Here is a 20,715-nt window from a genome sequence, read left to right on the forward strand (position 1 = left end):
CGACACCCGCCCGGGCCTGGCGTACACCCGGTGAGCGGTCCCAGCCGTGCATTGGTCAGTGGTCCCCGCCGCGGAGCTGGTCGACGGTGTGCCCGAGGATCGGCCCGAGAACCGCCAGGCCGTCCCGGGCGCCGCCGGTCGAGCCGGGCAGATTGACCACGAGCATCCGGCCGGCGACCCCGGCCAGGCCCCGGGACAACACCGACGTCGGCACCCGGTCGCGACTGTGCGCGCGGATCGCCTCGGCGATGCCGGGGATCTCGTAATCCAGCAGGCCCCGGGTCACGTCCGGTGTGCGGTCCGACGGGGTCACTCCGGTGCCACCGCTTGTCAGCACCACGTCGACGGCGTCGGCGCGGGCGGCTCGCAGGGCGTCGCCCACCGGCTCACCGTCGGGCACCACCACCGGGTCGTCGACCTGACAGCCCAGCTCGCGCAGACCGGCGACGAGCAGCGGCCCGCTGGTGTCGGCGTAGACACCGGCCGCGGCCCGGTTGGAGGCGACGATCACCCGCGCCCGGATCACTGTCGATCCTCCGGACGAACCCACTCGCCGGTCTTGCCGCCCTCCTTGCGGAGCACCCGGACCGCCTCCACCGAGGCCGCCGGGTCGACCGCCTTGACCATGTCGACCAGGGCGAGACCGGCGACGGCGACCGCGGTCAACGCCTCCATCTCCACGCCCGTCCGGTCCGCCGTGCGAGCAGTGGCCGTGATCTCCACGCTGTCGGCGGTCAGCCGCAGGTCGACGGTGACGCCGTGCAGGGCGATGGGGTGGCAGAGCGGGATCAGCTCAGGGGTGCGCTTGGCCCCCATGATCCCGGCCAGCCGCCCGACCGCCAACGCGTCGCCCTTGGGCAGCCCGTCTCGGTGCAGCAGGTCGATGACCTCGGGTGTGGTCCGCAGACGGCCGGCAGCGACGGCCAACCGACCCGTCACCGCCTTGGCGGAGACGTCGACCATGCGGGCCGCGCCGGCGCGGTCGACGTGGCTGAGCTGCGCGGGTTCGGTCACGGTCGTGAGCCTATCGGTGCGGTACGACGGTGTTCGGAAGGAGCGGCGTCACGGTACCGGCCGCACCGGGTGCTGACGGCACGACGGCCTGACGCCGCTCCTGCGCGCTGTCCCGCATCCGGGTCCGGACGCTCCCCAGGTGGCTCAGTGCGTTGCAGATCTGGAAGTAGTCGCCAGCCGACCTCGCCAGGACAAGGTGAACACGGTGGACTTTCAGAGCCTCTTCGTACCGGCCGAGGGCAGAGAGGGTCAGGCCGGTATTGGGCAGCATCAGCAGACCCCTCAGTTCATATCCACTCCTCGTCATCTCCTGGTTGATGGCGAGCGCCTCGTGCAGCCTTCCGGTCAGCCACAACACCGACCCGATATTCACCCGCGCTCTCGCGACGCCATTGTCGTCGCCGAGGCTTCGCCTTATCGAAATCGTATTGTCGAGAGGGGAGAGGGCCTCCCCGTATGCCGCCTGGCGCACCTGGGCGGAGGCGATGTAATTGTGCATCTCGGCGGCGGCCCTCAGGTCACCTGCTGCCTTGGCGGCGGCAAGCCCCTCCTGATGGTTTCTGACGATGTCGTCGAAGTACCCACGGATGTAGCAGAACCGCCAGGTGACCCGCGCCAACTGCCAGGCGTATGTCCCGATTCCCTCCAGCCTCGCGTTCCGAACGAGCGCCTCGATGTTGGGCCGCTGGTTCTCCAGCCAACGGGCGTCAAACTGTGACGGCTCGTCGACGAGATCCATTCGATGCGGCCGGGAAAGCCTCACATCAGCCCGCAGAGCTCCGGGTTCCTCAAGATGCTCTGACGCCAAGACCGCAGCATTCAGCGTGTAGTCCAGCAACTCTTCGAGCGCGTCCCGTCTATCCTCGGCAGAATCCGTCTCCATAGCGAGTCCGATGGCATAACGGCGCATGAGGTCATGGAGGCGATACCGGCCCTCGTCGACTTCTTCGAGAAGGTTCTTGTCGACGAGTTCGTCGACAAGCCTCGACGCCACGTCGAACGAAACCTTTCCGGCCGCAGCGATCATGGCGGCATCCAGATGGTCACCCGGGTGCAGGCCGGCCACCCGGAACAGCCGTCTGGTCTCCGCGCTGAGTGGCTCGTAGGAGGCGGCGAACGCTTCCACCACGCTCCGATCCTCTGCGCGCAGCTGCGACAGCAACGCCACCGGCTTCCCGAGTCGTCGCGCCAGGTCTCCGATCTGCCACTGCGGACGATGCGCGAGGCGGGTGCCGACCGGCCGAAGGGCGAGTGGCAGATAGCCGCAGCGCTCGGCGACGAACCGGGCGGCCTCCGGGTCCGTCTCCAGCCGCTGCCGCCCGACGACAGTCGCCAGGAGTTCCGTCGCCTCCTCCGGGTGGAGCGGGGTGAGAGACAGCGGCAGTTGAGCACCGGGCACCGCGAGCCGACGCCTGCTGGTGACCAGCACGACAGCCCCCGGCCCGGTGGGCAACAGGGGTGCGATCTGCGCGCTGCTGGGGACGTTGTCGAGGACGATCACGAGTCGGCGCCGGCCCAACTCCTGTCGCCAGAGGTGGACGCGATCCTCGCTACGCGCGGGCACCCGGGTGCCGGGCACCCCGAGTTGCCGCAACAGTGTGGCGAGCGCCTCGGCCGCGTCCACCGGCTCCGGTCCGTGGCCGCGCAGATCGATGAACAGTTGGGCGTCCGGATACCGCTCGGTCAGCCGACGAGCCAGGTGCACAGCCAATGTCGTCTTACCGATCCCGGCCATGCCGTCGATGACGTGAACCGCCGAGCTGCTGCCCGCGCCTCGCTCGGCCTCGGACAGCACGCGCGCCACGAGTTCCGTGCGGCCGATGAGCTGCCCTACCGTCCGAGGCAGCCAGGCGGCCACGGCCGGCGCAGGCTCGTGTACCTGGTCGTCTGCCCCGGCCCGCCGCGCCGCTGCGCGTGGTGCCACCTCGGCCGGAACGCGAGCGGTGCTGTCGTCCGACCGCCCGGCGATACTCCGCCGGAGCTGCTGCATCTCGGCCCCGGGATCGATGCCGAGCTGTCCGCGCAGAACGTCCCGGGCCGACTCGAAGGCTGCGACCGCGCCGGCCGCGTCACCGTGCAGATGCAGGGCACGCATCAGCATCTGGTGGGCGGACTCCCGCAGCGGATGGAGGGCCACAAGCTGCCTGAGCAGCGGAATTGCCAGTCCGGGGCGCCCGAGTCGGGTCCGCGTCTCGGCAAGTAACTCGACCGCGAGACAGCGTTCCTCCTCCGCCGCCATGCAGCGGGCGGTGAGCACCGGGCCGAGCGGAACGCCTGCGAGCATCGCCCCCTTCCACTGGTCCACCGCCAGCCCGAGTCGCTGTTCGGCTTCCCCCGGAGAACCCTGCGCGGCAAGGCTCTGCGCCTCCCGGTACTGGTTCTCGAAATGATTGAGATCGATTCGGCCCGGGTCGAGTTGCAGTCGGTAACCATTCCGCTGCCGATTCAGGAGAACCTCGCCGGAATCCGTGGATTCGAACATACGTCGGAGATTGGCGGCGTAGCCGCGCACGTTCGGCACTGCCGACCGTGGCGGTGCGACTGGCCACAGCTCATCGATCAGTTGATCGACCGAGACGATCCGCCCGGCGTGCACAGCGAGCATCGCGAGCACCGTCTGTTGCTTCGGTGTCCCGGTGTGCAACTTGACATCGGCAAGCCGCACCTCGAGCCCACCCAACAGCTTGATCTCCAACGGTCCCCCCGATCCAGAATCTGTGGGTGTTCGGATGATCACTCGGAGAAAGGTTAGCGGGGACGAATTCGGCGTCAAAAAGGTTAGTGCCTGCCCCGGAAGGCGGCGACATTCCGGCATGTGCCGCAAATTCATCCGACAGGACCTACGCTGAGCGAACTTCGATGAGTTTGTACGTTCAGACTGGGGGACGAAGACAGCAGGAGCAGGGATGCCGCGCACACCTCCGGCGACGACTGGCAACATGCCACCTGCAGACCGAACAGTGCGTGACCGCGCTCCGCATAGGGGCCGTGGACACAACGTTACAAAACCCTCTATCTTGGCTTATGTTGCGCATACCGACATTTATTACTGCTAACCGCATCGAGTTCGCCTTAGGCTCTCGTCACGAAATGGAGCCCGGGACACAGAACCAAGTCCCGGGAGACGAGAGTGGAGGGAGCGTGCAATGCGCGGCAGCGACTGGCACTGACATTCGAGTGACACACAGCGGTAGGCTCCTGTCGTCAACATGTAACTGTCGGCAACGACAGGAGCTTCATGAGTCGGGTTACATCCGAGGACACCACGAGAGCAGACCGGCGACTTGTGTTGCTCGTCGGCTTCATCGTCGTACTGGCTATCGGTCCGACGCTCATCGCCGTCGCCGACCTACTGGCCCACCCGCCCAACTCGGTGGGCGACGGGGCGACGATCGTCGCGCTGACCTTCATGACGGCCCTCGGGACGATCATCAAGGCGCCCATCCGCATCCGCTCGACCACACACGCGATCACCTGGATCGAGGCGGCGATCGTGATCGGTCTCGCGGTGGCACCACCCGCCTGGGTGTTGCTGGCGACCGGGGCGGGCGTCGGCATCGCGTCAGCGATCATGAAGCTCCCCACGATCAAGACCGCCTTCGGAGTAAGCAAGAACATCCTCGTTGCCGGCGGAGCGAGCGCTACCGCGCTTGCAGTCCACTGGCAATGGCCACCTGCGGGGCCGATGGGGCTCATCGGCCTGTTGGGAGCCATCTACCTCGTCGCAGCGCTGCTTGACGACCTGCTGGCGATCCCGGTGATCGCACTTGCGACCGGCACCCGGATCTCCCGTCAGTTCCTCAACAACCTCGACCTCCGACTGGCCGGCTTCGGCGTACGCTTCGTCGTCGCCCTCTGCACCCTCTTCATCCTCTGGGCGGACCCTCGGCTCCTGCTCGCCGTCCCGCCCCTGGTCCTGAGCCTGCACCTCGCCTACTCCGCCCGCATCAGAGGCCGCACCGAGCAGCAGGCGTGGCAGCGGCTGGCCCGCACCACCGACGCGCTCAACGTGGTCGACCTGGACAACGTCCTCACCACCGCCGTCACCCAGGCCGCCGAGTTGTTCTCCGCCGACGAGGTCGAGATCGAGCTGCGCGACGGCGGCCGGACCGTCCGCGGTGGCACCGGCGGCATCACCTTCGACGGCCCGACCGGCACGCCCACCGACGTGGACGGCACGATCGTCCCCGCCCCGCTCGAAGGCCACGACCGGACTGTCGACGTCGGCGTGCTTCGACTGCGCTTCCGCGGCCCGGTGCAGCTCTCCGAGCGGGAGCAGTACACCCTGCGCACCTTCTCCTCCGCGCTCTGCACGGCCGTCCGCAACGCCCAGGCGTACGCAGAGCTGGCCCGGGTCGCCGACGAGCACGCGTACGCCGCCTCCCACGACGCGCTGACCGGCCTGGCCAACCGCCGGCACCTCCTCGACCAGGGCACCGAGCAGTTGAGCACCCGGCGCGCCGACGGGGTGACCGCGCTGGTGCTGATCGACCTCAACCACTTCAAGGAGGTCAACGACACGCTCGGGCACGCCGCCGGTGACCAGGTGCTGGTGCAGGTGGCCGACCGGTTGCGGGCCGCCGCCCAGGCGACAGACCTGGTGGCCCGCCTCGGCGGCGACGAGTTCGCCGTACTCCTGCGGGGTCTGCCGGCCCCGGCGGTGGCCGCGCACCGGGCCGAGACCCTGCTCACCGCCCTGCACGAGCCCTTCGAGTTGGACGGCATGCGCATCAGCGTCGAGGCCAGCGGCGGCATCTCCGGCGCCCCCTCCAACGGCGGCATGGCCGAGCTGCTGCGCCGCGCCGACGTGGCCATGTACCAGGCGAAGCGGGCCGGCCAGCGGACCGCCACGTACGCCCCGACCCGGGACACCGCCGACCTGGGCCGCCTCACCCTCGGCGGTGACCTGCCCCGCGCGGTCGCCGACCACGAGTTCGTCGTCAACTTCCAACCGATAGTCGACCTGGGCACCGGCGAGGTGACGAGCGCGGAGGCGCTCGCCCGCTGGCACCACCCCACCCACGGCATGATCGACCCGCTGCGGTTCCTGGAGGCGGTGGAACGTTCGGGCCTGCTACCGGCATTCGCCGAAGCGATCCTCGACCAGGCGCTGCTCGCCGCGGTCAGTTGGCGCGACGCCGGTTTCGACGTACCCGTCGCGGTCAACGTGTCCCCACGCAGCCTGCTCGACGCGCGGTTCCCCGGCTCGGTGCTGGCCCGTCTGCGCGCCCACGACCTACCACCGGACCGGCTCGTCCTGGAGCTGACCGAGACACTCACCCTCAGCCAACTCGACGTGGTCGACCGGGTGCTCAGCCGACTCCGCGACGAAGGTGTCCGGTTGGCGTTGGACGACTTCGGCACCGGCTACTCCTCCCTCTCACTGCTCTCCCGGATCCCGGTCCACGAGCTGAAGATCGACAGGAGCTTCGTGACGACGATGGAGAGTTCCGCGGAGGCCGCCGCCGTCATCCGCTCCACCCTCGACCTCGGCCGCAGCCTCGACCTGGACGTGGTTGCCGAGGGCGTGGAGAGTGAGCCGCAGCGGCGGGCCCTCTGGGAGTTGGGCTGCGTGGCCGGCCAGGGGCACCTGTTCGCCCGGCCGATGCCGTCCGGCACCCTGCTCAAGGCGATGCAACGCGGCTCAGGCGGCCGACCGGGCACCTTTGCCGCGCCCCTGCACGACGCCGGGGCGGTGATCCGGCTGAGCCAGAACCGTCGCCCGGCCGGCCGCTCCAGGCCCGACCGCCTCCCACACCTGCCCGCCTGAGCAGGCATCGGCCCACCAGGCGGGCAGCCCGGTCTGCGAGACTGTCGCGCGTGATCGTCGACGACCCGAGCGCGCACCGCCGTCGCTGGCACGTGCGGACGCTCGACAACGCCGCCGGCGGACTCGCCCTCGACCTGGGTCTCTACGCCGTCTCGGCCACGTTCGCCGCGATCACCGCGGTCACGTCGACACTGCTGCCGCACCGCGCCTGGGGCGCAGTCGCCGCCGTCGGCTACCTGCTCGCAACGCTTACCGTGATCGTCCAACTCCTGCTACGTCGACGCTCGCCGACCTCCCGGCTGACCGGTCTGCCCGCCCGCTGGGCGATCACCGGCCTCGCCTGGGTGGGCACCACACTGCTGCCCCTCGCCTGGCAGAGCATCGACCGCGCCGGCGGACGCACCGACCGGGCCCAGGAGGAGGTGCTGGTCGTCGAGCAGGCCGGCAGCCGCCTCCTGGAGCACGGCACGCCGTACCTCGGACCCGACGCCATCGCCGCCCTGCCACCCGGCGAGCAACTGCTGGGCTACACCCCGTACCAGCCCGGCATGGCGGTGTTCGGCCTGCCCAGGGCACTGCTCGACAGCTGGTGGACCGACTCCCGGGTCTGGTTCGCGGTAGGCACCGTGCTGGCCCTCGCCCTGGCCGTGGCCGCCCTGCGCGGCACACCCGCCACCACCGGCCGGGCCACCACCGCGGCCACCCACCGCCGGGACGCCGCCCTGCTGCGCGGCGTGCAGGCCGCCACCGTACTGCCGATCTGCGCCCTCACCCTCGCCACCGGCGGCGACGACCTACCCGTACTCGCGCTCTGCCTGCTTGCCCTCGCGTTCGCCGCCACCGACCGGCCCGGCCGGGCCGGTGTCGCGGTCGGACTCGCCGGCGCACTCAAGCTGTTCGCCTGGCCGGTCGCCCTGGTGCTGATCGTCTGGGGCCTCACCCGACGCGCCGGCACCCGGGTCGCCGCCGGCGCCATCGGCCTACCCATCGCCGCGCTGCTGCCGGCGCTACTTGTGGACCGCGACGCCCTCACCGAGAACGTACTGCGCTTCCCCCTCGGCCACGGGCTGGTCACCAGCCCCGCGCAGTCTCCCTTCCCCGGTCACCTGATCGCCACCGCACTACCCGCCGGCCGGCTGATCGCCGCAGGGCTGCTGGTCGCGGCCGGAGTGGCAATCGCCGTCCGGCTCGCCCGCCGCCCGCCCCGCACCGCCGTCGCCACCGCGCTCATCTGCGGGTACGGACTGCTCGCCGCCATCGCCCTGATGCCCTCGACCCGCTTCGGCTACCTGCTGTACCCACTGGCCCTGCTGACCTGGGCACCTGCGCTGCACTGCCCGGCCGACACGCCGGCCGCCCCGGCTCTCGACGAGCGGTCCGGTCGGACCACTTCGGCGTAACTCCCGGGCGGAACGACGCATCAGGGCGTAGACCTGAAGACATGACGTACCGCGACCGAGCCGACGCGGGCCGGGTGCTCTCCGAACGGCTCACCGCACTCATCGGCGAACCCGACGTCGTCGTCCTCGGCCTCGTGCGTGGCGGCGTGCCCGTCGCCCGCGTGGTCGCCGAACGGCTCGGCGCGCCACTTGACGTGCTTGTCGTCCGCAAGCTCGGCATGCCGTGGGCCCGGGAGGTCGCCTTCGGCGCCCTCGGGCCCGGCGGTGTCCAGGTGCTCAACGACGCGGTGGCCAGCCGACTCAGCAGCGACGACATCGCCGAGGTCAGCCGCCGGGAGCAGGCCGAACTTGAACGCCGCGAACGGCTCTACCGCGGCGGACGCGCGCAACTGGGCCTGACCGGACGCACTGCGGTGATCATCGACGACGGTCTCGCCACCGGCGCGACCGCCCGTGCCGCGGTCGACGTCGTCCGCCACCTCGGAGCACACCGGGTCGTCGTCGCGGTCCCGGTCGGCGCACAGGAGGCGTACGAGCTGCTGACCGCCGAAGCGGACCAGGTCATCTGTCCTCAACGCCCAGCGGACTTCGGCGCGGTGAGCGTCTACTACGACGACTTCCACGAGGTGTCCGACGAAGAAGTCACCGAGGCGCTCACAGCAACTGCATAGGTCCACCGGGTACCGTCGGGCAATGAGTAGCCTTACCTGTCCCAAGTGTCGCGGAGAAATGCGCCAGTACGAACGCAGCGGCGTCGTCATCGACCAGTGTGGGGAGTGCCGAGGCATCTTCCTGGACCGTGGCGAGCTGGAGAAGCTGTTCGAGGCGGAGGCAAACTGGAGCCGCCAACAGAGCGGCGCCCCCGGGCAGCCCGCGCAGCAGCCGGGCGGTTACCCGCCCCCGCCGCCCCCGCCGCACCAGCCCGGTTACGGCACCGTCCCGCCGCCGCCCCCGCCCGCCCACGGCTACCCGCCGCAGCCGGCCTACGGCCACCAGCAGCAGCACCACGGCTACCACGGCCACTACCGGCAGAAGAAGCGCAAGGGCTTCCTCGACGAGATGTTCGGCTGAGTCAAGGCCGACCTCCAGCCCGGGTCGATCGACGCGTCGGCCCGGGCACCTCACCCAGGCCATTGATCGTTGGCGGGTGCGCTGCGGTCATGCGAGGCTGAATCGCATGACCGCGACTCGACCGGACGAGGCGCTGGCCCAGGCGTACGACGGGATCACCGCAGTGGTCGACCGCCTGGACGACGCCGGCCTGCAACACGCCACCCGCTGCCGGGGCTGGCTCGTCGCCGACCTGCTCCTGCACCTGCTCGGCGACGCCCAGCGGGCACTCGTCACCCTGGCCAGCCCCGCCGACGGCCCGGCCGACGCCGACGACGTGAGCTACTGGCGCGACTTCCCCGGCGGCGACGACAACCGGGCCGCCGGGCACGCCTGGTGGGTCCGCCGATCCGCTGCCGCCTTCGACCGTCCGACCGGGATCGTCGACCTCTGGCGGGACACCGCCCCGGCAGCCGTCCGCGCCGCCACGTCAGCCGACCCCGAGGCGTACGTGACCACACAGGGGCACGTGCTGCGCGTACCGGATTTCCTCGCCACCCTGACCACCGAGGCCGTCGTCCACCACCTGGACCTGACGCTGAAACTGCCCGGCGCGCCGACGCCCGGCCCTCTGGCGGTACGCGTCGCGGTGGCGACCATGGACGGCCTGCTCAGCGACGACACCGTTCGACCCACCGCCTGGGACGACCACGACTTCCTGCTGAAGGCCACCGGGCGCGTCCCGCTGAACGACCGGGACCGGCTGGAGTTGGGTGAGTCGGCGGGCTGGTTCCCACTGCTCGGCTGACCGACGACAGGGCACGGCGCCGGTCAGCCGATGGCCATGTCGACGAAGCGGGACAGGTGCAGCTGGGCCGCGACGGTCACCGTGTCGGTAGGTCCGTTCCGGTGCTTGGCAACAATGAAATCCGCCTCGCCGGCCCGCGGCGACTCCTTGTCGTAGTAGTCGTCACGGTGCAGAAGAATGACAACGTCGGCATCTTGCTCAATGGAGCCAGATTCGCGCAAATCGGACAACTGGGGTCGCTTGTCGGTACGCTGCTCGGGGCCACGGTTCAGCTGACTGACCGCGATGACCGGGCACTCGACCTCCTTGGCCAACAGCTTCAGACCACGGGACAGGTCGGCGACCTCCTGCTGGCGGCTCTCGGTGCGCTTCGGCGAGGTCATCAGCTGGAGATAGTCGACCACGATCATCTTGAGGTCGTGCCGCTGCTTGAGGCGGCGGGCCTTGGCCCGGATCTCCATCAGGTTCATGCTCGGCGTGTCGTCGACGAAGAGCGGCGCCTCGCTGATCTCACCCATACACCGGGCCAGCTTGGTCCAGTCGTCGTCGGAGAGCTGACCGCTACGCAGCACGTGCAGCGGCACCCGCGCCTCGGCGGAGAGCAGTCGCATGACGATCTCGACCTTGCTCATTTCCAGCGAGAAGATGGCCGCCGCCTGGTTTGCCCGAATCGCGGCGTTTCTGGCAAAGTCCATACTTGCGGTCGATTTGCCGAGACCCGGCCTTCCGGCCACGATCACCAACTGTCCGGCGTGCAGGCCGTTGAGCAGTCGGTCCAGGTCGCTGAAGCCGGTCGGCACGCCGGTCATCACACCGCCCTGCGCGCCCACCGCCTCGATCTCGTCGAGCGTCGGCTGCAGCATGTCGGCAAGGATCGCGAAGTCCTCGCTGACCCGTCGTTCGGTGACGTCGTAGACGGCCTGCTGGGCGAGGTCGACGACGTCGTCCACGTCGCGGCTGCCGCCGCTGGCGGTGCCGTAACCCAACTGCACGATCTTGGTGCCGGCCTCGACCAGTCGGCGCAGCACCGCACGCTCGCTGACGATGCGGGCGTAGTACGCCGCGTTCGCGGCGGTGGGCACGCTGGCGATGAGGGTGTGCAGGTACGGCGCGCCACCGATGCGCACGAGATCACCGGAGTCGGCGAGCGCCGCTGCGACCGTGATCGAGTCGGCCGGCTCACCGCGGCCATAGATGTCGAGGATGATGTCGAAGATGGTGGCGTGCACCGGCCGGTAGAAGTCGTTGGTCTTGAGGATCTCGACGACGTCGGCGATGGCGTCCTTGGAGAGCAGCATGCCGCCGAGGACGCACTGCTCGGCGGCGACGTCCTGGGGCGGGGTCTTGTCGAACTGGCCATCCCGCGGCGCGGGTGGCTGGCCCCCGCCGGAGCGTGGCTCTGCCCGCATGTCGTCGGTGACCGACACGGGTCCCCCCTCCACTGCGCCGGATCCAGCCCCAGCTCTACCGCTGGGGTACGACACTTCCGTCCGACCGGGCCGGTCGATCGGGGGCCATCGCCGGCGGTCGAGGGCCAACCATACGGACCCCGAGGTCAGAGACTCAACAACGCCGGTGGACGAGCCTCGGGACAACCTGTGGATCCCGGTGGACAGCATGTGCGCAGCGTGTGCACAGCCTGTGGACAACCATTGGGGAATTCTCGGCCATAAGTCGTCGACCTGCGGAAACATGCTCCCCAGCCTGTGGAGGAGAATATTTCGGTCGGGCCTGTGACACGATCGTCCCGTACTATCTCCAGCGAACGGCTACACCTGGACAGCGGATTCCGCTTTCGGTTCAGAAGGGTCACACTCCGGCCGTGAGTTACCGGGACTGGGGACGCGGCGATGGCAGCCCGCGCGAGCGCCAGCCAACCGCCTCGTGGAGTGAGCACGCGGCGTCCGTTCCGGTTGATCCGTACGACGAGGATGGGCGCTACCGCACCTCCAGCCGACGGCGTGCGTTGGACCGCGGCCAGGACGAGCCTGTCGACGCCTACCTGCCCCGGTGGGCGCTGGAGTCCGGGGTCCGGCACGCCGACGGTGGCGGTCGCCACGCGGCCCCGGACGACGACGATCACGAGGACGAGCCCGAGCGGCCGACGTCCGGCACGGGCCGGCGCTCCGCCGAGTCGTCGAGTGGTCGGCGGCGGGGCAGCGAGACGCGTCGGTGGGAGCAGGCGGCGATCGGCGCGGCCCCAGACTCGGACCACACCCGGGAGTGGACGCTCGATCGGCCGCAGGACCAGGGCTACGCCGGCCGCCGACGGGCCGATGCCGGGGAGGACGAGCCAATCTCCGGCGCCGTCTCGGAGCGGCGTCCCCGCCGCGCGCCTGTCGGCCGTCCGCAGGTGGTCTGGTCGGGCGGGGAGTTGGAGGCCACCCCGAACAAGCAGGTGCCGGACCAGGAGCCGACCCGCCGCAGCCGGCGTAGCCGCCGTGCGGCGGAGGAGGAGTCCTGGTCTCGCCCGCCCGCCGACCCGTGGGCCCGCGATTCGGACCGGGTGGTGGAGCCCGAACCGTCGTACCCGCCGGCGGTGGACCCGTGGGATGCCTCGGGCGTGCACGCCTGGCCGCCTGCGGCGGGGGCGGACACCGGGGATCTGAGCGGGCAGTGGTCGGCCGTGGAGAGCGTCGGCGGCTGGGAGCGATCGGACCGCACCGGCCAGTGGGAGCGGTCCGCGATCGAGGACGAGCAGTGGGACCGTACGATTGCGCCGCGCTCCGATCGCCAGGTGGCGGCCGAGGGGTGGCCGAGCCGGGAGGACGAATTCTGGTCCGGCACTCGGCTGGCCGGTGACGACCCACGTTGGATGGATCCGCCGACGTCGGCGCCCCGGTCTCCGGTGGTGGGATACACCGCTCCACGGCCGCGCAGCGCGCCTGTGCCGCGTGCCGCTGCGCCCCGCCGTCGGGCAGACCGGCCGTCGGTGGGAACGGCGTCGGTCCGTCAGCGGGTCGAGTCGGCTGCCACGGGTGCCTGGGCCCGGCGTCTGGAGGACGACCTGCTGGACCCGGATCCGGGTGGGTCCGTCCGGCCTCTGCTGTACACGGCCGCCTGCTACCTGGTGCCGGCGATGCTGATCTTCGTTTGGCTGTTGACGTTGGACAGCCAGGCGCCGGCTGGGTGTGTGACAGACATCAGCGGAGGCGGGTGCGACTCGGCCCGGTCCCGCGCGTTGGAGTCCCTCCTGGCCGGTTCGCCGCGCTTCGGGCTCGCGCTGGCGAGCAGCCTGGTGGTGGCGGCACTGCTACGGCGGGTGGGTACGACGTGGCGCTCGGCGACCATCGCGGTTGCCGCCGCGGTCGTGGGCGGCGGCCTGTCCACGGTGCTGATCAGCGCGGTGACGGGCCAGCCCATCGGGTGACCCGCCGGCGGGTCAGGGCCCGCGGTTTGGGAGACGTACGCACGAGGGCCCGCACCGATCGCTCGGTGCGGGCCCTCGTGGTGGTGTTGTGGACGTCAGCCCTGAACGACGTTCAGGTTGAACGACGCGGTCACCTCGGGGTGCAGCTTGATCTTCACCGGGTAGGTGCCGGTCGACTTGATGTGACCGGGCACCTCCAGCCGACGCCGGTCGAGGACCGGGCCGCTGGCCGCCTTGACGGCGTCGACGATCTCGGTCGGGGTGACCGAGCCGAAGAGCCGTCCGCCGTCGCCGGCGCGGACCTTCAGGTTGACCTTGAGACCCTCGAGCTGAGCCTTGACCTCGTTGGCGTGGTCGAGGTCGCGGATCTCACGGGCCGAACGGGCCCGCTTGATGACCGTGACCTGCTTTTCCGCGCCCTTGGTCCAGGCGATCGCGAAGCCCTGCGGCAGCAGGTAGTTACGGCCGTAGCCGTTCTTGACCTCGACGATGTCGCCCGGGGCACCGAGGCCGGACACTTCCTGAGTCAGGATGATCTTCATATCGGTGCCTCCTCTCAGCGGGTGGTGGCCGTGTACGGCAGGAGCGCCATCTCACGGGCGTTCTTGACCGCGCGGGCGATCTGCCGCTGCTGCTGCGAGGTCACGCCGGTCACCCGTCGAGCGCGGATCTTGCCGCGGTCGGAGATGAACTTGCGCAGCAGCGCGGTGTCCTTGTAATCGATATAGGTGATCCCGTCCTTGTCGAGCGGGTTCACCTTCTTCTTCGGCTTGCGAAGTGCCGCAGCCTTGGCCATTGCACGTGCTCCTGGTTTGCGATCGCGGGCGCTCGGCGCCATTAGAACGGTGGCTCCTCGTCAAAATTGGCGCCCGAACCGGCACGCGCGGGAGAGGGAGCGGCCGAAGCCCAGGGGTCGTCGAAGTTGCCTCCGCCGCCACCCTGGTTGCCACCACCACCGCCACCGAAGCCGCCGCCACCGCCGCCGGAGCGGGACATCTTCTGCACCTTCGCCGTGGCGTAGCGCAGCGACGGGCCGATCTCGTCGACCTCAAGCTCGATGACGGTGCGCTTCTCACCCTCGCGGGTCTCGTACGACCGCTGACGCAGCCGGCCCGACACGATCACCCGGGCGCCACGCTGCAGCGACTCGGCGACGTGCTCGGCGGCCTGCCGCCAGACGGTGCACGCGAGGAACAGCGGCTCGCCGTCCTTCCACTCGTTCGACGCCTTGTCCATGAAACGGGGCGTCGAAGCGACTCGGAACTTGGCGACCGCAGCCCCGGAGGGGGTGAACCGCAACTCGGGGTCATCGGTCAGATTGCCGATGACCGTGATGGTGGTGTCTCCTGCCATGACCATCTCCTCGCGCACTCAGCGTCTCGTCGTACAGGCTCTCAGAGCCGTGCGACAGAGTCGCGGAGGCTGATCCGGACGAACCGGGGGTTTGAAGGCTTAGCGCATTTCCGGTCGGAGGACCTTGGTGCGCAGCACGGACTCGTTGAGTCGCAGCTGACGGTCCAGCTCGGCGACCGCAGCAGGCGTGGCCTGCAGGTCGACGACGGCGTAGATGCCCTCTGCCTTTTTGTTGATCTCGTACGCGAGGCGCCTACGGCCCCATACGTCGGTCTTCTCAACCGAGCCACCCGCGGTCCGAATCACGTTCAGGTACGTGTCGAGCGACGGGGCGACGGTGCGTTCCTCGAGGCTGGGGTCGAGGATCACCATGATCTCGTAATGACGCAAGACGTGCTCACCTCCTGTGGGCTAAGCGGCCACGGTCCTTCCGTGGCAGGAGGTCTTGTGTCGCCGTCCGCACCCGCCGAGGGAACCCGGCCGGACGCGGACAACCTGACCAGGATACCCGGTCCGAACGATCATGCCCGGAGCGGTCGGGTCGGCGCCCGGGACGTGCCGACGGGGGCCCACCGTCCGACCGTCGATCGGTCGTGGTGGACCCCCGTCTACGAGGCCGCGGGGCGTCCGGTCCGCATTCCTTGGGTGGGACCTGGGGAGGAACGACCACACCGATGAGGTTGGACCGAAGACGCCCCGCGGAGCTTTATCATGTTGTTATCTGACGATACAACAGCACTCGTACCTTGTCGGGGGGAAAAGCACAATTTTCCGAGATTCGTCGTTACTCGGTGCCTCGCTGTGCGACAGGTCGCCCCCGCTGCGCCGGGCCGCGCGGCGGGGGTGACCTCGCTGTCGGCCGTCGACCACCGGTCGCCGTGTGCGACGCTCGCGCCGCTGGCCGCACCGGGCACTGGTCGCCGGTTCACACCCATCAACGATCGTCGGTTCGTCCGGTGACGCGACACCGCCCCGGCCGTCACCACGCCGGTCGGGGTCGCGACGTAGGCTCGCTCGCATGCGTATCGGAGCCCACGTCGATTCGACCGACCCGCTGGCGGAGGCGGCCGCCCGGTCCGCCGACACCGTGCAGTTCTTCCTCTCCGACCCACAGGGTTGGAAGGCGCCCAAGCCTCGCGAAGATGCCGATCGGCTCCGCGCTGCCGAGGTCGACCTCTACGTCCACGCCCCGTACGTCATCAACGTGGCCACTCTCAACAACCGCATCCGGATCCCGAGCCGGAAGCTGCTGCTCGGGCACGCCAACGCGGCCGCCGCCATCGGCGCCAAGGGCCTCATCGTCCACGGTGGGCACGTCAACGCCGGCGACGACCTGTCCGTCGGCTTCGACAACTGGCGTAAGACGTTCGCGTACGCGGCGGACTCCGGCGGTTTCGGCGTGCCTGTCCTGATCGAGAACACCGCCGGCGGCGACAACGCGTGCGCCCGACGACTGGACGCGCTCGCCCGACTCTGGGACGCCATCGGTGACCACGAGGTCGGCTTCTGCCTGGACACCTGCCACGCGTACGCGGGGGGCGAGGAGCTGCTCGGCCTGGTCGACCGGGTCAAGGCGATCACCGGGCGGATCGACCTGGTGCACGCCAACAACTCCAAGGGCGCCTTCAACTCCGGCCAGGACCGGCACGACAACCTGGGCGGCGGGACCATCGACCCGGAGTTGGTGGTGGCGGTGATCCGGGCGGCCGGCGCGCCGGTCGTCGTCGAGACACCGGGTGGGGTGACAGGTCAGGCCGCCGACATCGACTTCCTACGCGAGCAGCTCGGAGCGGAGAGCCCGGCGGCATGACGAGCGGACAGCCCGGGACCGGCAGCGCCCGGCCCACTCCCACCGACGCGGACGCCGAGAGCCGACCCGCCACGACAGCGGCGGCCGGCACACCCACCCAGCCGGCTCGCACCCTTGACAAGGCTCCCGTGGAGACCACAACGGGTAACTCCCCACCACGCAACGGTCGAACGACCGCAGCCGGCCCGAACGACGACCCGGAGGCCGGCCTCGCGAAGGGTGGCGCCGCCGGGAAGGACGCGGCCCGGCAGGGCGCCACGACCAAGCCCGACGGCACAACCAAGCCCGACGCCACCGCCAAGGACAGCGACCCCGCCAAGGACAGCAACGCGACCAAGAACGGCGACCCGGCCAAGGACGGCGACCCAGCCAAGGACAGCACCACCGCCAAGGACAACAACCCGGCCAAGGACAGCGACGCGACCAAGGACAGCGACGCAGCCAAGGACGGCGACGCGACCAAGGGTACGAAGGCGGATGACGCCGCCGGTCCGGACAAGGCCGACGGCAAGACGAAGCCGGTCGGGCCGGAGCGTTGGGAGGCGTTCGCCTCCGCGCCGGAACCACGGCCCTCCATCGTCACGCGGTCGGGCCGGGCCGTCGGACGATTCCTGATCCACGAGTGGACCCTGGCCACGCTCGGCGCACTGGCCCTGGCCGTGCTGATGACCTGGCCGACGCTCCGCTTTCCGCGCTACACCCTGCCGCAGGACTACTGGGACCCGAGCCTGCAGGCCTGGCAGATGGCCTGGTCCGGGCACATCCTGCTGGCCGACCCGGCGCGGCTGTGGCAGTCCAACACGTTCTTCCCCGAGCTGTGGAGCTTCGCGTTCTCCGACACGCTGCTCGGGTACGCCCCGGCCGGGATGCTCGGCAGCGGCCCCGAGGACGCGGTGCTGCGCTACAACATCATGTTCGTGCTGGCGCACGCGCTCGCCACGCTCGGGGCGTACGCGCTGGCCCGACAGCTCGGTGCGGGCCGGATCGGTGCGGCAGTCGCCGGCGTGAGCTACACCTACGCACCGTGGCTGCTGGCCCAGGCCGGGCACCTGCACGTGCTGTCCAACGGCGGGATTCCGTTGGCGCTGGCGATGTTGGCGCGCGGGCACGGGTGGTCACTGCGACACGGCTACCGTCCCGAGCTCCGGCACGACGGTTGGGTCTACGCGGGTTGGTTGGTGGCGGCCTGGCAACTCAGCCTCGGTTTCGGCATCGGCCTGCCATTCGCGTACTTCCTGGCCGGCGCGGTGCTTGTGGCTGCCGTCCTCTTCCTCGCGCGGCGGCTGCGTACCGGACAGGCAGTTCCGTTCGGTCGTCGGTTGTTCATCGCCGACGTGCTCGGCGGGGTGTTGTTCGCCGGTGTCGGTCTGTTGATGGCGTACCCGTTCTTCAAGGTGACCGAACTGCACCCGTACGCCGAGCGCACGATCGGCGACATCAGCCTCTTCTCACCACCGGCGTCGGGCTTCGTGACGGCGCCCGCGGAGTCGCGGATCTGGGGTGGGCTGCACGAGGGGGCCCGGGAAGCACTGCCCTGGCACCCGGAGATGACCCTGCTGCCTGGCTTCGTGCTCTACGCGCTCGCCGCGGGCGGATTGTTGTTCTCGGTCTGGCGGCTGCGGCACCGACTGCTGCTGCTCGCCGGGGTGCTGGTGACGATGGCCTTCGCGATGGGTACCCGGTTCTTCGACGGCACCTTCACCTACGTGCCGCTCTTCGAGCACCTGCCGGGCTGGAGCGGCCTGCGTACCCCTGGGCGGTTGATGCTCTGGACCACGTTGCTGCTCTGCCTGCTCGCGGCAGGCGCGGTCACCGCGCTCACCGACCGGGTCCGTGAGTTGACCGCGCAGCGGATTCCGTCGTGGCCGGGGCCGTGGCTGCGGATGGCGACTCTGCTGCCCCTGCTGCTTGTCACCGTCGAAGGTCTGAACACCACCCCGCATCCGGTGGTGCCGACCCAGCCGGCCGCGATGCGTGCGGCGGAGGGGCCGCTGCTGGTGCTGCCCAGCAACCAGAGCCTGGACCAGCACGTGATGCTCTGGTCGACGAGCGGGTTCCCCGATGTGGTCAACGGCGGTAGTGGCTTCACGCCGCGTCAGCTCGACGACGTCCGCCGGGTGAGTCAGTCGTTCCCGGACCAGACGAGCGTCGACTATCTGCGCACGCTCGGCGTCCGCACGGTGGTGCTGCTGCGCGGCCAGGTGGTCGGCACGCCATGGGAGATCACCATCGACGCGCCTGTCGAGTCACTCGGGATCAGCCGGCAGGAGGTCGGGGACGCCGTCGTCTATCGCCTGAACTCCTAGGGCGGGTTTCGGGGGGCCCGCCCAAGCCGGGCGGGGCTCCCCGCAACCCGTGACGTGGTCAGGTCGTGATGGCTGGTTCGGGTGCGGGTTCTTCCTTCACGGGGCGGCGCCAGCGATCCAGCCAGGGGGCGTCGGGTGCGCCGTCGAGGACGCCGCCGTCCGGGTCGTCCGGGTAGGTGGCCCGGACCGCGTCCTGCTCGGGGTGCAGGATCTCCCTGACGACGAACACGCAGAGCACCACCACAGTGGCCAGCCGCAACGTCGAGGCCAGCACGAACACCCCTTCCGGGAAGACCGGACGGCTGGTTGCCGCGCCGAGCAGTTCGCCGTAGAAGGCGACGAAGTAGCAGACCTCGGCGATCTGCCAGGCCAGGAACGCGCCCCACTTCGGCCGGGCCAGCACCACGAGCGGGAGCAGCCAGAGGACGAACTGCTGCGACCAGACCTTGCTGAAGATGAGGAACGCCGCGACCACCAGGAAGCCGAGCTGCGCCAGCCGCGGTCGGCGCGGCACCCGCAGCGCCAGCACGGCCACGCCGAGGCAGGCGAGTGCGAACAGCGCGTACGAGACGGTGTTGAGGGTCGGGATGTTGGCGTTGAGCCACTCGAACGGGCCGAGCTTGGCGGGGTCGTTGCCGACCTTGCCGTCCAGGTAGCGCCCGATGTACCAGAGCGTGCCCCAGTCGATCGGTCGGGTGGTGTTCAGCTCGAAGAATCGGTCCCAGTTCTCCGGGTACGCCCGTGCCGCCGGCAGGTTGACCAGGACCACGGCCGCGATCGCCGTGCCGATGGCGGTGAGCGCGGCACGAACCCGGTCGGCTCGCAGCGCCAGGATGAGGATCGGCCCGAGCAGGAACAGCGGCCAGAGCTTCGCCGCGCCGGCCAACCCGAGCAGCACACCGGCCATTGCCGGTCGTTCTCGGGCCCAGGCCAGCAGGCCGAAGGCGGCCAGCCCGATGGCGAGCAGGTCCCAGTTGACGGTGGCGGTGAGCACCAGCGCGGGGGCGAGTGCGAACATCGCCGCGTCCCAGGGTCGTCGGCGGCGCAACGCAAGGATCACCCCCACCGTCGCCACCGCGAGCGCGCCAAGCACCAGCGCGTTGAGGTTGTAGAACCACTGGCCCTGGTTGATGCTCGGGTCACCGTCACCGATGGCGTGCACCGGCAGGCCCAGCGCACCCATGAAGTAGCCGGTCAGGACTGGGTACTCGACCGGGTGGTCCCGGTAGGGCACCTTGCCCTCGTTGAGCCCTTCGGCGTAGTAGAGGGCGAGGACATCGGTGTAGCAGAACCGGGTGTACTGGACGTTGTTCTGCCAGGCGCCGTTCTGGCAGGGCGATTTCTGCACCCAGTGCAGCGCGAGCGTGAGGCACACAAGCGCCAACACGATCCGTGCGGCGGTCCAGAAGTGACGCTCCCGCCCGGCCGGCCGGTCCAGCGCGGTCGCGTGGTCGCCGAGCGGACCACCGATGACACCGGAGATGCCGCGGACGAACCCGTCGGAGCGGGACGGGTGATCAGTGGTTCCGGCGTCGTCGATGCCGGGCGTCGACTGGGTGCTCATGAAGAGGCATCCTGCCGTACGACAGGGGTGCCCGTCCCGTCCCGGCGCGGAGTTCCGGGTACGAAAACGCCGCCGCCGGCCGGGACAGGTCGTCCGGCCGGCGGCGGCGTCGTGCGCTGGTGCGGGTCAGTCCCGGTTGGGTGGCAGGCCGGGCAGCAGCCCGCCGCCGCCCCCACCTGTGCCGCCGCCAGGACCCCCGCCGGGGTTAGGCGCGCCGTAGCGTCAGCCCGGCCCGCAACCGACCCCTGGAGGCATAGGCGTGTACGGCTG

The 20,715-nt window shown here is 70.1% G+C and carries 17 protein-coding genes; 8 read left to right on the plus strand and 9 right to left on the minus strand.

The features are described 5' to 3' along the window. Positions 1–55: 55 nt before the first annotated feature. Genes ACWER9_RS25230 through ACWER9_RS25240 form a run of 3 tightly spaced genes read right to left on the minus strand, consistent with a single transcriptional unit; the run spans position 56 to position 3,709 of the window. On the minus strand, positions 56–526 hold the full coding sequence (locus tag ACWER9_RS25230; protein WP_452304152.1) for a MogA/MoaB family molybdenum cofactor biosynthesis protein: 471 nt from the start codon (positions 524–526) through the stop codon (positions 56–58). Further along, the gene (gene moaC, locus ACWER9_RS25235; protein ID WP_452304153.1) at positions 523–1,014 is read right to left on the minus strand and encodes a cyclic pyranopterin monophosphate synthase MoaC; all 492 of its coding nucleotides are present in this window, start codon (positions 1,012–1,014) and stop codon (positions 523–525) included. Before moaC ends, ACWER9_RS25230 begins: the two co-directional genes overlap by 4 nt. Positions 1,015–1,024: 10 nt before the next feature. After that, a complete protein-coding gene (locus ACWER9_RS25240; RefSeq protein WP_452304154.1) occupies positions 1,025–3,709 on the minus strand; it encodes an AfsR/SARP family transcriptional regulator in 2,685 nt (894 codons plus the stop codon). Between the two features lie 543 nt (positions 3,710–4,252). On the opposite strand from ACWER9_RS25240, the gene ACWER9_RS25245 reads away from it, so the two are divergent. The 5 genes from ACWER9_RS25245 to ACWER9_RS25265 all read left to right on the plus strand — a co-directional run bounded on the left by ACWER9_RS25245 (position 4,253) and on the right by ACWER9_RS25265 (position 10,042). Beyond that, complete coding sequence (locus ACWER9_RS25245) at positions 4,253–6,784, plus strand: putative bifunctional diguanylate cyclase/phosphodiesterase (protein ID WP_452304155.1); 2,532 nt, start codon at positions 4,253–4,255, stop codon at positions 6,782–6,784. A 50-nt stretch (positions 6,785–6,834) separates the two neighbouring features. Beyond that, positions 6,835–8,184: a glycosyltransferase family 87 protein gene (locus ACWER9_RS25250; protein WP_452304156.1), complete on the plus strand. Its 1,350-nt coding sequence runs from the start codon at positions 6,835–6,837 to the stop codon at positions 8,182–8,184. A 41-nt stretch (positions 8,185–8,225) separates the two neighbouring features. Then, complete coding sequence (locus tag ACWER9_RS25255) at positions 8,226–8,855, plus strand: phosphoribosyltransferase (protein WP_452304157.1); 630 nt, start codon at positions 8,226–8,228, stop codon at positions 8,853–8,855. Between the two features lie 22 nt (positions 8,856–8,877). Then, entirely contained in the window at positions 8,878–9,255 is a 378-nt protein-coding gene (locus tag ACWER9_RS25260; protein WP_452304158.1) for a TFIIB-type zinc ribbon-containing protein, read from the plus strand. A gap of 106 nt (positions 9,256–9,361) precedes the next feature. Further along, positions 9,362–10,042: a maleylpyruvate isomerase N-terminal domain-containing protein gene (locus tag ACWER9_RS25265; protein ID WP_452304159.1), complete on the plus strand. Its 681-nt coding sequence runs from the start codon at positions 9,362–9,364 to the stop codon at positions 10,040–10,042. Between the two features lie 23 nt (positions 10,043–10,065). Here the strand turns inward: ACWER9_RS25265 and dnaB are convergent, their stop codons facing one another. Beyond that, positions 10,066–11,469, minus strand: coding sequence for a replicative DNA helicase (gene dnaB / locus ACWER9_RS25270; RefSeq protein ID WP_452304160.1), 1,404 nt, complete (start codon positions 11,467–11,469; stop codon positions 10,066–10,068). 395 nt (positions 11,470–11,864) lie between these two features. Here dnaB and ACWER9_RS25275 point away from each other — a divergent pair, with 395 nt between their 5' ends. Next, on the plus strand, positions 11,865–13,412 hold the full coding sequence (locus tag ACWER9_RS25275) for a hypothetical protein (protein WP_452304161.1): 1,548 nt from the start codon (positions 11,865–11,867) through the stop codon (positions 13,410–13,412). A gap of 95 nt (positions 13,413–13,507) precedes the next feature. Here the strand turns inward: ACWER9_RS25275 and rplI are convergent, their stop codons facing one another. The 4 genes from rplI to rpsF form a co-directional block, all read right to left on the minus strand. Then, positions 13,508–13,954, minus strand: coding sequence for a 50S ribosomal protein L9 (gene rplI, locus ACWER9_RS25280; protein ID WP_452304162.1), 447 nt, complete (start codon positions 13,952–13,954; stop codon positions 13,508–13,510). A gap of 14 nt (positions 13,955–13,968) precedes the next feature. Then, positions 13,969–14,208 carry a 30S ribosomal protein S18 gene (rpsR, locus tag ACWER9_RS25285; protein ID WP_013289355.1) on the minus strand — a complete coding sequence of 80 codons (240 nt, stop codon included), beginning with the start codon at positions 14,206–14,208 and terminating at the stop codon, positions 13,969–13,971. 41 nt (positions 14,209–14,249) lie between these two features. Continuing rightward, positions 14,250–14,783 (minus strand): single-stranded DNA-binding protein, encoded by a 534-nt coding sequence (locus tag ACWER9_RS25290; protein ID WP_030331808.1) that lies wholly within the window; start codon positions 14,781–14,783, stop codon positions 14,250–14,252. 81 nt (positions 14,784–14,864) lie between these two features. Then, positions 14,865–15,155: a 30S ribosomal protein S6 gene (gene rpsF / locus ACWER9_RS25295; RefSeq protein ID WP_036411437.1), complete on the minus strand. Its 291-nt coding sequence runs from the start codon at positions 15,153–15,155 to the stop codon at positions 14,865–14,867. Positions 15,156–15,783: 628 nt separating this feature from the next. On the opposite strand from rpsF, the gene ACWER9_RS25300 reads away from it, so the two are divergent. Continuing rightward, positions 15,784–16,575 (plus strand): deoxyribonuclease IV, encoded by a 792-nt coding sequence (locus ACWER9_RS25300; protein WP_452304163.1) that lies wholly within the window; start codon positions 15,784–15,786, stop codon positions 16,573–16,575. Beyond that, positions 16,572–18,881, plus strand: a complete 2,310-nt coding sequence (locus tag ACWER9_RS25305; RefSeq protein ID WP_452304164.1) for a hypothetical protein — start codon at positions 16,572–16,574, stop codon at positions 18,879–18,881. Before ACWER9_RS25300 ends, ACWER9_RS25305 begins: the two co-directional genes overlap by 4 nt. Before the next feature lie 58 nt (positions 18,882–18,939). Here ACWER9_RS25305 and ACWER9_RS25310 read toward each other — a convergent pair whose 3' ends face one another. Next, entirely contained in the window at positions 18,940–20,445 is a 1,506-nt protein-coding gene (locus tag ACWER9_RS25310; RefSeq protein WP_452304165.1) for a glycosyltransferase family 87 protein, read from the minus strand. Positions 20,446–20,715 lie beyond the last annotated feature (270 nt).

Source organism: Micromonospora sp. NPDC003944 (assembly GCF_053605225.1).